General features: G+C 67.0%; 13 protein-coding genes. 3 read left to right on the top strand and 10 right to left on the bottom strand.

Going from position 1 to position 14,548, the window contains the following annotated elements:
• Positions 1-55 precede the first annotated feature (55 nt).
• A complete protein-coding gene (locus tag ACUTAG_RS05080) occupies positions 56-727 on the bottom strand; it encodes a TetR/AcrR family transcriptional regulator (RefSeq protein WP_026384898.1) in 672 nt (223 codons plus the stop codon).
• A 357-nt stretch (positions 728-1,084) separates the two neighbouring features.
• On the opposite strand from ACUTAG_RS05080, the gene ACUTAG_RS05075 reads away from it, so the two are divergent.
• From ACUTAG_RS05075 to ACUTAG_RS05065, 3 genes are all read left to right on the top strand, one after another.
• Positions 1,085-2,686: a glucosamine inositolphosphorylceramide transferase family protein gene (locus ACUTAG_RS05075; protein ID WP_076468142.1), complete on the top strand. Its 1,602-nt coding sequence runs from the start codon at positions 1,085-1,087 to the stop codon at positions 2,684-2,686.
• 564 nt (positions 2,687-3,250) lie between these two features.
• On the top strand, positions 3,251-3,997 hold the full coding sequence (locus tag ACUTAG_RS05070; RefSeq protein WP_026384896.1) for a response regulator transcription factor: 747 nt from the start codon (positions 3,251-3,253) through the stop codon (positions 3,995-3,997).
• A gap of 308 nt (positions 3,998-4,305) precedes the next feature.
• A complete protein-coding gene (locus tag ACUTAG_RS05065) occupies positions 4,306-4,968 on the top strand; it encodes a response regulator transcription factor (protein WP_020928834.1) in 663 nt (220 codons plus the stop codon).
• A 12-nt stretch (positions 4,969-4,980) separates the two neighbouring features.
• On the opposite strand, the gene ACUTAG_RS05060 is transcribed toward ACUTAG_RS05065, so the two are convergent.
• From ACUTAG_RS05060 to gmd, 9 genes are all read right to left on the bottom strand, one after another.
• On the bottom strand, positions 4,981-6,255 hold the full coding sequence (locus tag ACUTAG_RS05060) for a glycosyltransferase WbuB (protein ID WP_038504124.1): 1,275 nt from the start codon (positions 6,253-6,255) through the stop codon (positions 4,981-4,983).
• On the bottom strand, positions 6,252-6,812 hold the full coding sequence (locus ACUTAG_RS05055) for a putative colanic acid biosynthesis acetyltransferase (protein WP_049053875.1): 561 nt from the start codon (positions 6,810-6,812) through the stop codon (positions 6,252-6,254). The genes ACUTAG_RS05060 and ACUTAG_RS05055 overlap by 4 nt, the downstream gene beginning before the upstream one ends.
• On the bottom strand, positions 6,809-7,696 hold the full coding sequence (locus ACUTAG_RS05050; RefSeq protein ID WP_026384657.1) for a glycosyltransferase family 2 protein: 888 nt from the start codon (positions 7,694-7,696) through the stop codon (positions 6,809-6,811). The genes ACUTAG_RS05055 and ACUTAG_RS05050 overlap by 4 nt, the downstream gene beginning before the upstream one ends.
• A gap of 13 nt (positions 7,697-7,709) precedes the next feature.
• Positions 7,710-8,840: a glycosyltransferase gene (locus ACUTAG_RS05045; RefSeq protein WP_006387736.1), complete on the bottom strand. Its 1,131-nt coding sequence runs from the start codon at positions 8,838-8,840 to the stop codon at positions 7,710-7,712.
• Positions 8,833-10,131 (bottom strand): O-antigen ligase family protein, encoded by a 1,299-nt coding sequence (locus tag ACUTAG_RS05040; RefSeq protein WP_446650010.1) that lies wholly within the window; start codon positions 10,129-10,131, stop codon positions 8,833-8,835. The genes ACUTAG_RS05045 and ACUTAG_RS05040 overlap by 8 nt, the downstream gene beginning before the upstream one ends.
• 77 nt (positions 10,132-10,208) lie before the next feature.
• The gene (locus ACUTAG_RS05035) at positions 10,209-11,111 is read right to left on the bottom strand and encodes a glycosyltransferase family 2 protein (RefSeq protein ID WP_446650009.1); all 903 of its coding nucleotides are present in this window, start codon (positions 11,109-11,111) and stop codon (positions 10,209-10,211) included.
• Between the two features lie 20 nt (positions 11,112-11,131).
• Complete coding sequence (locus ACUTAG_RS05030; protein ID WP_006387739.1) at positions 11,132-12,448, bottom strand: lipopolysaccharide biosynthesis protein; 1,317 nt, start codon at positions 12,446-12,448, stop codon at positions 11,132-11,134.
• 29 nt (positions 12,449-12,477) lie between these two features.
• Positions 12,478-13,431 (bottom strand): GDP-L-fucose synthase family protein, encoded by a 954-nt coding sequence (locus ACUTAG_RS05025; RefSeq protein ID WP_026384655.1) that lies wholly within the window; start codon positions 13,429-13,431, stop codon positions 12,478-12,480.
• Positions 13,432-13,437: 6 nt separating this feature from the next.
• Positions 13,438-14,547 carry a GDP-mannose 4,6-dehydratase gene (gene gmd, locus ACUTAG_RS05020; protein ID WP_006387741.1) on the bottom strand — a complete coding sequence of 370 codons (1,110 nt, stop codon included), beginning with the start codon at positions 14,545-14,547 and terminating at the stop codon, positions 13,438-13,440.
• Between the last annotated feature and the right edge of the window lies 1 nt (position 14,548).

The raw sequence follows: 14,548 nt of genomic DNA, 5'->3' as shown, positions 1-14,548 counted from the left end.
TTGTCTCCTTTCTCGATATCTTCTGGAACCGCCGCACCGCGCTGACCCCTGGGGCCTAAGTGGCGGGATGCTGCGGCAGGGGAGCGCGCAGGCCGCCGAGCAGGAAGCTCATCAGGCGGGGCAGCAGCAGCTCGGGGTTGTCGGGTTGCTCGGCTTCGTCCAGCGTCCAGCCGGTCACCGAGCGCAGCAGGTCGGTGCCGATGATGGCGTAGGAGGTTGCGCCCAGCATGAACTGGAAACGCCACACGATCTCGGCGCGCGGCACGTCGGGCAGCGCGGCGAAGAGGGCATTGCGGTAGCGCTCGAGCACGTCGGCGTATTCCTCGGCGAACAGGGCGCGAATGAAGCCGGCCGGGTCGGTCATGGTGCGCTCGAGCAGCGGCAGGAAAGTGCTGCCGGCCTGCTCCGGATCGGCCGCCAGGCGCAGCAGCGTGCCGAAGAAGGCGTCGACGATCTGCGACGGCTTGAGCGGTTTGCCCTGGGCCTGGGCTTCAAGTTCGTCGAGCAGGCGCAGCCGTTCGCGGTTCAGGACTTCCAGGCGGCGCTTGAGCACGGCCTGCACCAGCGACTCCTTGGAGCCGAAGTGATAGTTGACCGATGCCAGGTTGACGCCGGCCGCGCCGGTGATCTGTCGCATGGACGTGCCGTCGTGGCCCTGCTGCGCGAACAGCGCTTCGGCGGTGTCGAGGATCGATTCGCGGGTGCTGGAGGATCTGAGTTCTTGCATTAGGTTGAATTCAAACGTTCGTTTGAAAGGAGTATGCGCGCCCCGGTGCCGGCAGGCGATAGTGGTTATCCCTAGCTGGTGCGCCTGAATCCCGAGGCGGCCCGGACGACCCGCCTCGTTCCTTTGCACGAGAGGCCGTTCCGTTGGCCGAGGACGGGCGCCGGGCCTCGCCCAAACGGCACTGCGCCGTTTGTCCTCGGACGAGCGCCCTAGGTTGAAAGCCGTCTGGAAGACCTCGCCGAAACGCCGCAGTATCAGCGCGAGGACTTGAGAGCGTTGCACCGTGGATGCGGCTGGCGAGCCCGATCGCCGTTCCGGTGGCGCAGGCCAGATCGCCCTGACACAGGAGCAGGAGACATGACGACCTACAGAGTGGGGCTGTTGGTGGACGGGACCGACCAGCCCGGCTGGATCCACGACATGGCTGAGTGGCTCGCGCGCAGCCAGGATTTCGATTTCTCGGCCTTGCTGGTATTGGAAAAGGCGACCACCGGTCCCGCGCCGCGCCTGAGCGCCAAGGCGCTGTTCGGCACCTTGTCGCGGCTCGAGTCGCGGCTGCTACCCGTCCGGCAACGGCAGATGCTGGCCTGCCACGACATGCGCGACGGCTTGCCGCCGTCAACGGCGTTGCTGACCCTGCCGGCCGATCCCGACGACGGCGGACGCGATGACGGCGTGGCCGCGCTCGGCCTGGACCTGGTGATCATGCTGGGCGGCCTGCCATCGCTGCGCGCCCGCATGGCCGGCTGGGCGCGGCTGGGGGTATGGCAGCTGAGCTATTCCGATATCGCCGTGTCCACCAGCCGCTATGCGGGATTCTGGGAGGTCTACCAGCGCGCGGACCACACCACGGTGAAACTGTGGCGCATGGGGGCCAGCGCCGAGGAGGACGCGTTGCTGGACCAGCGCAGCTTCAATACCGAAGTGTTCTGGCTCAAGAACCAGACCCGCGCCTTCAGCCTGGGCAACTTCATGATCTACGACGCCTTGCAGGCGTTGGCGCGGGCGCGGCCGGGCGCCGCGCCGCCCGGCATGCAGATCATGAGCGGCGAACGCCGCGACGATCCGGCCGAATGGGACAGCGCCGCCTACATCGCGCGCCAGGCCTGGTTAATGGGCGATTTGATTGTGCGGCGCGTCATGAAACGCAATGTGCGCTGGCGCATTGGTATGTTTCCCTCGACCCGGCAGCAGGCGGTGATTTCCGAAGCGATGGTATTGCAGCCACCGAAGGGCCGATTTTTCGCGGATCCCTTTGTATATACCAAGGACAAGAATCCATATATATTTTTCGAGGATTACGATTTCAATTCCCGCAAGGGCACGATTTCGGTCGCGACCTACTCGGACGGGGCTTTCCGGCTGTTGGGGACGGCTTTGAATCTGCCCTACCATTTATCGTTTCCGTATATTTTTGAATACGATGGCGTGACCTACATGGTTCCGGAAACCTGCGGAAATCGCAGCATAGAATTATGGAAATGCACCGATTTTCCGTTGAAATGGGAGTTGGACTTAACCCTGATGACGAATATTTCCGCCGTCGATACCATTATTTTCAAGCGCGGCGAATATTGGTGGCTGTTAACCAATATCGATCGCACGGACGGCCAGAGCCACTGCGACGAATTGTTCGCCTTTTTCGCCGACTCGCCGCGGTCCAGCCATTGGACGCCGCACGCCTGCAACCCCATCGTGCGCAACCCCATGCGGGCCCGCAACGCGGGAATCGTTGTCTCGCCTGGCGGAGAGGTGATCCGCTGCGCCCAGTACCAAGGCTTCTGCCACTACGGCAAGGGCGTCTCGCTGAACCGGATCGAGGAGCTGTCGCCGTCCACCTACGTCGAGACGGATGGCGAAATCCATTACGCCAGCTTTTTGAGAAAACGCCATGCTTCAATGCACCATTGGCACCACCAGGGCGGTCATACGGTATTCGACTTCGCCTATATGGAGTAAATGACGTCGTGATGGGCGAAAATAAAAGTGTTACCTATATTTCGATTGCGATGGCGATGTCCGGGCTTAATGTGTCAGCGGAAACATATCGACAAGCCTGCCGGCGAATTCCACCTCTTCCCGCCGTTCCCGCGGTCCGCGGCGATGGCGCCTGCCGGCGCCGCGCGCCGGCCTGAGCGCGGCGTCCCGGCGGGGCCTTTGCCCGGCGGCACAGAGGGCGGGGCGCCGTGGTCTGCCCGGGAATCTCGGTAAAAACCCTAGCGGATGAAAGGATGATGGCGGTTCCTCATCCTGATTTACGAGGGTGATTAAGGCTAACGAATGATTTCTGTTTTTGTCGGATTATATCGCCTGCAAGCGTCTTGATTTTGCCAATTTCGAACCATAAGATGGGTTCATGCCATCCGTTATGTTGGCTACGAAAGTCTCCCAGCCCAAATGGCCCGGTGCAGCGTCATTAGATATTCCGGGATATTGCGGACCACCCCCGCGAGGGCTGGAAAAAAATAGTCTTCAGCACAGCGAAGATCCCTTCTAGGCCTGTTGAACAACCGGGAGGACACCATGGCCAAGATGGTCCTGATTGAAGCCCATCCGCTCTTGCGGCTGGGGTTATGGCAGATTCTGAGCAAGTTGGACGATGTGTGGGAAATCGAGGGGATGGGGTTGGCCGATGTTTCCAAGGCCAACGGCGCGCATGCGGGCGCCGATCTGTTGATCTACGGCCTGCCCGTGGACAGCGAGGAAGCCTGGAGCACCTTGCATGAAATCCAGCGCGAACTCAGCCCGAAGCGCATTCTGCTGCTGACCGATGTCATGCCGTTGCCGATGCCGGTGCAGGGCTTGCCCGGCGCCAGCGTCTACGGCTGCCTGATGAAAACGGCATCGGTGGAAATCCTGGAAGCGGCGATCCGCCTGGTCATGGCGGGCGGCCAGTGCTTTCCAAGCGAACAGGCCTTGCAGTCGCCTTCGCAGGCGGCGTGCGCCTTGCCGGCGCGCGATGTCGACGAGGGCGCCAAGGGCACCATGCCGGTCAGCGCCGGCGCCCAGCTGCTGCAGATCACGCCGCGCCAGTACGAAGTGCTGGTGCTGCTGGCACGGGGCTATCCGATCAAGACGGTCAGCCGCATGCTCAATATCTCGGTCGCAACGGCCAAGACGCATGCCTGCACGCTGTATCAGCGCCTGCACGTCAAGAACAAGGGCGAAGCCGTGTACGCGGCCCTGCAACGCGGCGCCACGCTGGAATGGCACGAGCCCAACGGCCGCGAAGTCGACGCGGGCCAGCTTTACGGGCGCAAGCTGGGATAGGGGCCTGGCGGGCCGGCCCCGCCATCCCGCCTAGGGCGTAGATCCTGCAGCATCGGCGGTCGCCGTGCCGCAGCATTCCTCCTCCAATCATCCTCCTGAACGAGATTCAGCGAACGTAGCCGCTGATAGCATGGGTCGTGTCCGCAAGCATGGATCGAAATGGCGAATCACAATGCCCGCCCTGACGATGCCGCGCGGCGGACGAGATTCCCGTGAGCCTGGCGACGCGCTGGAACCAGCGTCGCAGCCGTGCGCAGCCCGGCCATGGGAACCGTGTCTGGGCCCTGCGTCACAAGGTTCCCCCCGGGATGACAACCGTTCTAATCGAAGACTACGCTCTGCTTCGTGTCGCCATCCAGCATGTGCTGGAGCGGGTACGGAACGCCGAGGACATTCTGGCGATCTCGCCAGCCCATCTTGTGAACATGCCCGGTTCGATCAACCGGCCGGTGGAATTGCTGGTGATCGGCTGCAGCGGCGTGGCCGAACCCGACATCGGCCTGCTGTCGCAGGCCATGGCGCTGTTCATGCCGCGCCTGGTGCTGGCCCTGTACTCGGTGCTGGACCAGAGCGTGATGGCGGCCTGCGCCCGCGCGGGAGTGGCCGGCTATCTGCCCAAGGCTTCCAGCCCCGACGCGCTGGCCGCCGCGGTCAGCCTGGTGCTGGCGGGAGGCGAGTGCTATCCGCAACCCACCGCGCGCCCGCTGGCGACCGCGCATGCGCCGCTGCAGGAACTGCGCGAGCTGACCCAGCGGCAGGAAGAGATCCTGCAATTGCTGGTGCAGGGCAAGACCATGCGCGAAATCGGCCAGCAGGTGGGAATTTCCGTGGCCACCGTGAAGAGCCACGCGCGCACGCTGTACTGGAAACTGAATGCGCGCAATCAGGCCGAAGCGGCCTACATCGCCGTACAGATGGGCCTGGTGCGCGGCAACGACGCGGCGGCGGGCAAGCGCGACGACACGCCGTAGCGGGCCGCGGTTTCAGCGGCCGGCGTCGCGGCGCGCGGCGTCGGCCGCTTGCGGCGCGGGCGCCGCGCGGGGGCCGATGACCGCGGCGAATTCGCGTTCGGCGGCCGCCAGCACCGCGTCCACGTGCAGGTGATCGAGCGCATGGCGGCGGGCCGCGGCGCCCAGCGTTTCGCGGACCTGGGCATTGCCGGCCAGCTTGCGCACCGCCTCGGCCATGGCCACGGCGTCCTCCGGCGGCGTCACCAGGCCGCAGTGCGCCACCACCCCCGCCAGCTCGGTGCCGCGCGCCGCGCCGCATACCACCGGACGGCCGCTGGCCAGCATGCCGGTGAGCTTGGACGGCATCACCAGGTCCGCGGCGCCGGCGCGTTGCGGCAGCAGATGGATGTCGGCGGTGTTCAGCAGCGCCGCCAGGCGCTCGGCGGGTTGCAGGTCCAGGAAGCGCACCCGCGCCAGTCCCTGGCACTGCGCCTGCAGCGGCGCCCGCGCCGGGCCCTGGCCGCAGAAGACGAACCAGAGGCGTTCGTCGCCTTCCAGCAGTCGGGCCACCTGCGCCAAGGTCTCCAGGCCCTGTTTGCCACCCATGTTGCCGGAATACAGCGCCACCACCGCATCGGCCGGGATGCCGAGTTCGGCGCGCAGGTCGCCGGCGCGGTCCGGCGCGATGGCGTGGACATCGATCCAGTTGGGCAGCAGCACCGCCTTGTCCGGTTCGACGCCCTTGTACAAGGCCAGGTCGAGCATGCGCCCCGAAATGGTCGACACGCGATCGAAGCGCCGCATCAGCCAACGTTCCGCGCGCCGCACGGCGGCGCGCAGCCAGGCGCCCTTGAGCAGCCCCAGGTCGAAGGCGGCGTCGACCTCGTAGTCCTGGATGTGCAGCCAGGCGCGCGCCCCGCACAGGCGCGCGGCGAGCCAGGCGGCCGGCGCGCAGAACAGGGCGGGCTCGACCACCAGGATCAGGTCGGGCCGGCCGGCGGCCGCGCGCAACAGCGACGGCAGGCTGGAAAGGGCGAAGCTGGCCAGGTGCAGCAGGCGTTTGGCGCCGCCGGGCCGGGCCGGCACCCACAGGGGCGCGCGCCTGACCGTGACGCCGGCGCGGGTTTCCTTGCGGTAGCGGCCCGCGCGGTAGCCGTCATGCACGCGCCATTGCGGATAGTAGGGCGGCGCCGTGACCACGCTGACGTCATGGCCGCGGGCCGCCAGCCACTCGGCCAGTTCGGCGCTGTATTTGCCGATGCCGGTCAGTTCCGGCGCGTAGTTGATGCCGTACAGGAGGATCTTCATGCCGGCGGCGCCACGCGTGGTTTGACGGGGCGGCAGGGGTTGCCCAGGCACACCATGGCGGGCGGCAGGCTGCGGAATACCGAGCTGCGCGCGCCCACCACCGCCTCGCGGCCCACCGTGACGCCCGGGCCGACGAACACGTCGGTCGCGACCCAGGCGCCGTCCTCGATGCGCACGGCGCGCTCGCGCAGCGGAAAATCCGGTTGCGCCGCGTCGTGGTCGGCCGCGCACAGGTAGCTGCGTTGCGAGACCACCGCGTGCGCGCCGACATGGATGGGGCCCAGGCTGTAGAGCACCGCGTCGTCGCCGATCCAGGCGTAGTCGCCGATGTCCACTTTCCAGGGATAGGTCACGGTGGCGCTGGGCCGTATCAGCACCTTGCGGCCGACCTGCGCGCCGAAGCAGCGCAGCAGCCAGCGCCGGAAGCCATAGGCGACCTGCGGCGACCAGCGGAACAGCGTGCCCTGCACCAGCCACCACAGTTGCACCGTGAGCGCGGACCGGCCGCGCTGGCCGGGCGCCAGGGAAAACCGGTCGAGCCGCTGCAGCGCGCTCATTTGGCGGCTCCGGGCAGGGCGTCGCCTTGCGAGTCTTCGGCGGCGGCGCGCCGCGCCTGCTGGATTTCCTCGGTCTTGATGCGGATCTGCCAGTAGTACATGGCGCGCGCCACGGCGTAGTCGAAACCGGCGCGGCCATCGAGAAAGCCCAGGCGCAGCAGGTAGGAATGCAGGAACGACACCGGCGCCTTGAACGGCATGGCCTGGAACAGGCGCTTGAGCAGCGCCCGCGCGCCCACGTTGGCCTCGCGCGGATCGTTCATCAGGCCCTTTGTCCGCAGATTGGCTTCCCAGTCAGAGTAGCGGTTGTGCTTGTCGAAGTAGTGGTAGAGCGAATCATGGTCGTTGTGCACCATGCGCGCCCGCAGCGCGAAGGTCTCGCCCTGCACCTGGGGCTGGTAGTGGCCCTCGACCTCCCACATGTGGGCCACGTCCAGGTCATCGTAGTCCAGGAAGCGCGAGCGCTCGCGCGCCAGCAGCGCCAGCTTGTAGACGCGATGGCCATGGCGCAGCTTGCGGCCGCAGAAGACGTAGTCGAACGGCACGAAGGCGCCGCCGGCGCCGGCCGCAAAGCGCGGCAGCGTGGCGCGGATCTCCGCGGCCAGCTCGGGCGTCATCTCTTCGTCGGCGTCCACGTACAGCACCACCGGATGCGTGAAGGGCAGCTGTTCCAGGCACCATTGCTTTTTCTTGGGGTATTTGCCATTCCACTGGAAATGGCTGATCCTGGCGCCCAGCGCGGTGGCCAGGGCGCAGGTGGCGTCGGTGCTGTCGGAGTCGACCACGAAGACTTCGTCGAAGTCGGCCAGCGCCTTCAGGCACTTGACGATGTTGCGTTCTTCGTTCTTGGTCATGACGACCACGGATACCGGTATCTTGGACATGATGCTTTCCTGTTCAGGACGCGCCGCGCTGCATCAGCGGCTGGAACAGCTCGATGACGTCGCGGCAATGCCGTTCTAGTGAAAAGGCGTCGGCGCGGCCGGGGCCGTCGGCCGCCAGCCTGGCGCGCATGTCGCCGTCGTAAGCCAGGCGGCGCACCGCCGCGGCCAGGGCCGCCGCGTCGCCCACCGGCACCAGCAGCCCGTAGCGGCCGGCGTCGAGGATCTCCGCCGGCCCGTGCGGACAATCTGTGGAAATGACCGGGATGCCCAGGCACAGGGCCTCCACCAGCACATTGCCGAAACTCTCGCGCACCGAGGTCAGGGCGAAGGCGCCGGCGCCGGCGATCACCGGAAACGGGTTGTCGATATGGCCGGCCAGGGTCACCGGGCTGCGCGAGGGGCGCGCGTCGATGCGCCGTTGCAGGGCGGCATGTTCCGAGCCTTCGCCCAGGATGGTGAAGCGGATGCCGGGATCGTCCAGCAACGCGGCCGCGTCGATCAGGGTGGCGTAGTCCTTGACCGCCTCCAGCCGACCGACCGCGACGACGTGATACGGCGCCGCGTCGGATGCCGGGGCCGGCCGCGCCGCGCCCTGCTCGCGCACGTCGTCCAGCGGCACGCCGTTGTAGATGGTGCGCACCTTGCCGCGCAGCGGCGGGAACATGCTGACCAGGTCTTCCTTGACCCCGCGCGAAACGCCGACGACGGCGTCATGGCGGCGATAGGTCTGGCTCACCAGAAAGCACTTCAGGCGCCGCATGCGCGAGGCGCCATAGTGGATCGCCGGACTGCTGTGCTCGAAGGCGACGGTGGCGAAGTTGCCGCGCAGGATCTTCCTGGCCAGCACCACCAGCATGTTGCACAGCAGGCCGTGCGAGCAGACGATGGCCGGCCGCTCGCGGCGGATCTGCGCCAGCAGCCGCGCAAACGCCAGCGGCAGCATCAGCCGCAGCGAGGCGGGCGACTCCACCACGGGCAGCGCCCGCGTCACGCGCGGGTTGGCGACCGGATATTCGCGGTTGCGCGAGCGCAGCAGGAACAGCGAGGCGTCGACGCCGCGTTCGGGCAAGGCGTCGGCGATGAAGGCGACGCATCTTCCGACGCCGCCATGCAGGTCGGGCGCGACAAACAGGACATCAGGCATGGGGAATTACTCGCGGTGGAGCCCGGCGCGCGGCGACCGGGCGTTGGCTGGAGGCCGCGGCCGCGGCCGCGGGCCGGGGCACGGGCAGCGCCCGGGCATTGCGTATCAGCGACAGGCAGTAGCACAGCAGGAAGCCGGTAAAGGCGGTCTTGGGCGCGTAGGCCAGGCCGCCGGACAGCGAGTCGACGAAGATATAGATCGGCGCGGTGGCCAGCAGGTAGCGGCGATGCAGCTCCAGCCCCGGGTGCGCGTAGCGCCGGAACAGCGAAAGCAGCAGGATCAGCAGCGGCGGCAGCATGATCATCACGGTGCCGACGATGCCGAACTTCATCAGGTAGAAGGCCCAGGAGTTGTGCGCGAACGTGCTGAGTTCGAAGCCGTTCTCGCCCATCACCCAGCTGCGAAAGCCGGCGCCCTTGCCGAACACGGGGCTCTCGGCGAAGGAATCCATCTGGCCCTGCATTTCCTGGATGCGGGCGCCGTAGCTGGAATCCTCGTCCAGGCGCTCGACGCTGAAGACGCGGTTGGTCAGTACGTCCAGGTAGCCGATGCTGGCGAACACCAGGATGCCGGCGACCGCCGCCGGGGCGAAGATCAGCACCACCCGGCGGCGCACCTCGGAACCCGAGGCCAGCATCACCGCCATCAGCACCGCCACCATCAGCTGCAGGTATTGGCTGCGGTTCAGCGAGAACACCAGCGCCAGCAGCATGTAGACCGTAAGCGCATAGGCCTTGGGCCCGGACACGTTGAGGGTCTTGCGGAAGTACAGCAGCGACACCACGCCGAACGGAATCGCCCATACCCCCAGCCGGACGTTGCGCAACGGGTTGGCGACGCTGAAGCCCTGCAACTGTTCCAGCAGCATCAGGGTGGCGACCGCCAGGCAGGCCGCCACGATGTACTTCTGCAACACGGCGTAGGCGGCGGGCCCGTCGATGTCCTTGTAGCAAAGGAACGGCGTGCACAGGAAATAGAACACGATGCGCAGGTCGCGCGCGACGTCGCCGGTCTCGATGCCCGGATGGTGCAGCGACACCAGCACCAGGTAAATCACCGACAGCACCTGCAGGCCCAGCAGCATGCCGAGCGCGCCGCGCGGCAGGGCATAGGCGGCGGGGTCCGCCAGCCGCAGCGCCTTGACCACCAGGATGGCCACGAACAGCAGGTCGAAGGGCGACAGCTTGAAACTGCCCACGCCCAGGATGAAATGGTCGTCGTTCAGCGCCAGCGCGGTGAACGCGAACAGGCCCAGCAGGTGCAGCGTGGAAAGGCGGCGGTGCGGATGCATGACGGCTCCATGGCGGGAAGAGGCTGGGTCGGGGATGTCGCGGGCTTGCGCGAGGCTCCTTTCAGTGCCAACGGGCCCTAGTGCGCGGCCCAGTCGTCGCGCCCGAACAGCTTGATCGCCAGTTTCTCCACCAGGTAGGACAGGTCGCCCTGGCGCGCATGCGCCGCCACCTGCGAGGCGCGGCACGACAGGCCGTACAGTTTGCCCATGCCCGGCTCGGTGCGGCGGATGCGGTCGACGATCTGTTCGCGTTCCTCCAGCAGCACGTCCTGCATCAGCGCGGTCTTGGTCTCGTCGTGGGCGGTGTAGACGCCCATGGCGTCGGGCACGATCAGGTTCCTGCCTTCGCGCAGCAGCCGGCTCCACAATTCCAGGTCCATGCAGTAGCGCATGCTCTCCTGCAGCAGGCCGTGCTTGCGCAGCAGGTCGCGGCGGAAGATGGCCGACTGGTTCGGGATCGAGGCCTTGACCACGGTCAGCGTGCCGCGGTTGACCGGGGTGTAGTGGATCTTGCGGAAGATGTGGTTGTCGGCGTCGGCCACGAACAGGTTGCCGCTGACGATCGGCGCCCGGCCGCGGGCCGCCGCCGCGCCCAGCTTGCGCAGCGCGCCCGGATAGTACAGGTCGTCGGAGTTCTGCCAGCCGACGTAGTCGCCGGTGGCGCGCTCGAAGCCCTTGTTGATGGCGTGCGACTGGCCGCGGTCCGGCACGCTTTCCCAATAGGTCAGATGGCGTTCGTATTTGCGGATGATGTCGACGCTGCCGTCGGTCGAGCCGCCGTCGATGATGATGTACTCCAGCCGCGGATAGCCCTGGTTCAGCACCGAGATGATGGTTCGCTCCAGGAAGCGAGCCTGGTTGTACGAGGGGGTCACGATGGTCAGCTTGGGCAGCAGGCCAGCGGCAATGGGGGCGGGCGGGCGCAACTCGCGCACGAAATCGATGAGCTGGCGCGAGTATTCGGTGTGACGCTTGCGCATATATGACCTCAACATGGTGGCTACCGGGTGGCCGCAGGCAGGGCGCCGGGGTAGTCTGGCCGGGATTGACGGATGGCGAGCGCCACGCCGGCCAGCGTGATCGCCGCGTAGGCCATGCGGCCCCAGGCCGCGGCATGCTCGCCCGCCGCCTGCACCAGGGCGGCCATGATGCACAGCATGGCCAGGCCGCCCAGGCCATTGAGAATCGCCACGGCGCGGGAGTTCCCCAGCCCGAGCAGCGAAAAATGGGCCGCGGCGTTCAGTGACAGCAGCCCCGACGCCGCGATCAGCAGCCGGAAGGTGCCCAGGTGTCCGTCGGCCAGGGCGTGGCCCAGCAGCAGGTCCAGCAGGGGCCGGCTGACCGCCAGCACCGCGACCGTGGCGCCGGCCGACAGCGCCAGGTTCCACAGCATCAGGCGGCGGATTTCCTCTTCGGCCGCGCCCGGATGCGGCGGCGCGGCGGACAGGCGGCTGACGCGCGGCATGGCTTTCTGGAAAATCGCCACCGACGCCGTGTGGATCATCTGGCCGACCTGCACGCCGACGGTGTAGATGGCCAGCGCGGCGGGTCCCATCAGGCTGCCCACCAGCACCCGGTCGACCGAGCCGAAGGCCAGCGCGCTCAGGCTGTTGAGCCAGGACCAGCGCGAGAAGCGGAAGGCGTCCAGCATCGCGCCGCGGTCGCGCACCGGCCGCACCAGCACGTGGCCATAGCGGCGCGCGAACACCCGCATCTTGACCGACCCGGCCAGCAGCAGGCCGGCGGCCTGGGCCAGGCCGGTCCAGGTGGGCGAGGCGGTGAGCCAGGCGGCGACGCAGGCCAGTCCCATGGTGCCGCTGCGGCTGAAGACTTCGCACAGCGCGGTGGCGCGGAAATCCTCGCGGCCCTTCAGGCAGCCGGACATCAACTGGTCGTACTGCTGGGTCAGGTAGACCGCCAGCGCCGGCATCGCCAGCAGCGTCACCGCCACGCCGCCGAAGGTGGCGGCGGGCCAGCCCCAGCGCACCGCCAGCCACAGCAATGCCGCCGCCAGCGTTACCACGCCGAGCGCGCAGCCGATCAGCGACATGGCCACGCCGGCCGCGCGGTAGGCGCCGCCCGGCTCGTGCATGCGTTCGGACACCAGCTTGGTGGCGGTGACGGCGGCGCCCAGGTTGGCGGCATTGCCGAAGCCGGCCAGCGCGATGATCATCGAGTACTGGCCGAAACCCACCGTGCCCAGCTGGCGGAACAGGATGGGCAGCGCCACCAGCGCCGCGACCGGGCCGATGCCGTATTCCACCAGCCCCCAGAACGAGGCATTGCCGGCGACGTGCTTCCTGATGAGTCGGTACATCGGAATGCCTGTTCTCGATAGGCGTGGCCTCAGGCCACGGGCAGCGGTTGGCGCGCCTGCTCGCGCAGGAAGTGGCCGTAGGCCAGCGTCACGCCATGGATCAGCGATATCTCCGGCTTCCAGCCCAGCGCGCGCACCCGCGACGAATCCATCAGCTTGCGCGGCGTGCCGTCGGGCTTGCTGGCGTCGTAGTCCACGCGGCCCTGGTAGCCCACTACCTGTGCCACGACCCGGGCCAGTTCGGCGATCGACAGGTCCTCGCCGGCGCCGATGTTGTAGATGCCCTCGGCGGCGGGCGTTTCCATCAGCATTACGCAGGCCCGCGCCAGGTCGTCCACGTACAGGAACTCGCGCAGCGGCTTGCCGCTGCCCCACAGGGTGACGCTGTCCTGGCCGGCCTCGCGGCCTTCATGGAACTTGCGGATCAGGGCCGGCAGCACATGGCTGCTGTGCAGGTCGTAGTTGTCGTGCGGCCCGTACAGATTGGTCGGCATGGCGCAGATGAAGCGCGCGCCATATTGCCGCTGGTAGGCTTCGCACAGCTTCAATCCGGCGATCTTGGCGATGGCGTAGGGCTCGTTGGTGGCTTCCAGGGGCCCGGTCAGCAGCGCGTCCTCGCGGATCGGCTGCGGCGCCTCGCGCGGATAGATGCAGGACGAACCCAGGAACAGCAGCTTGCGCACGCCGGCCGCGTAGGCGGCGCGGATCACGTTGCACTGGATCATCAGGTTGCGGTACAGGAAATCCACCGGATGGTTCTGGTTGGCCAGGATGCCGCCGACCTTGGCGGCGGCCAGGTACACCACGTCGACCGGCGTGGTCGAGAAGAAGCGGTGCACCTGGTTCTGGTTTTCCAGATCCAGTTCGCTGTGGCTGCGCGTGATGATGTCGCGGTAGCCGCGCTCCTGCAGTTCGCGCACCAGGGCGGCGCCCACCATGCCGCGATGGCCCGCCACGAACACGCGTTGGTCCAGGTTGCTCATGGCGGACTACTCCTTGTAGGCGTAGATTTCGTAGCCGTTCTGTTCCACCAGCGCATCGCGCCGGGCGTCCTTCAGGTCGCTTTCCACCATTTCCTTGACCAGCTGGGCGAAACTGGTGCGCGGCGACCAGCCGAGCTTTTCGCGCGCCTTGGTCGGATCGCCCAGCAGGGTCTCGACCTCGGTGGGGCGGAAGTAGCGCGGGTCGACCCGCACAATGACCTGGCCCGGCTTGATGTCGTGCACCGGGCTGAACAGCACCGTGGCGGTTTCCTCCAGCCCTTCGCCCTCCCACGCCAGCAGGATGCCCAGCTCGCGCGCCGCCGTATTGATGAATTCACGCACGCTGTATTGCATGCCGGTGGCGATGACGTAGTCCTCCGGCGTGTCCTGTTGCAGCATCAGCCACTGCATTTCGACGTAGTCGCGCGCATGGCCCCAGTCGCGCAGCGCCGACAGGTTGCCCAGGTACAGGCATTCCTGCAGGCCGAGCACGATACGCGCCAGGCCGCGGGTGATCTTGCGCGTCACGAAGGTTTCGCCGCGCTTGGGCGATTCATGGTTGAACAGGATGCCGTTGCAGGCATACATGCCGTAGGCCTCGCGGTAGTTCACGCTGATCCAGTAGGCGTACAGCTTGGCGGCGGCGTAGGGGCTGCGCGGATAGAACGGCGTGGTTTCCTTCTGCGGGGTTTCCTGGACCAGGCCGTACAGCTCCGAGGTCGAGGCCTGGTAGAAGCGCGCCTTGTCCTCCAGCTTGAGGATGCGGATGGCTTCCAGCAGGCGCAGGGTGCCCAGGCCGTCGGCGTTGGCGGTGTACTCCGGCTCTTCGAACGACACCCCGACGTGGCTCTGCGCCGCCAGGTTGTAGATCTCGTCGGGCTGGACCGATTGCACGATGCGGATGAGGCTGCACGAGTCCGTCATGTCGCCGTGGTGCAGCACGAAGTTGCGCGGCTGGTCATGCGGATCCTGGTACAGGTGGTCGATGCGCGCGGTGTTGAACAGCGACGCGCGTCGCTTGATGCCGTGGACTTCATAGCCCTTGGCCAGCAGGAACTCGGCCAGGTAAGCGCCGTCCTGGCCGGTGACGCCGGTAATCAGTGCCCGTTTTGGCATG

Source organism: Achromobacter sp. CSND-B12 (genome assembly GCF_052906545.1).
This window is presented reverse-complemented; position numbering and strand designations above follow the sequence as displayed.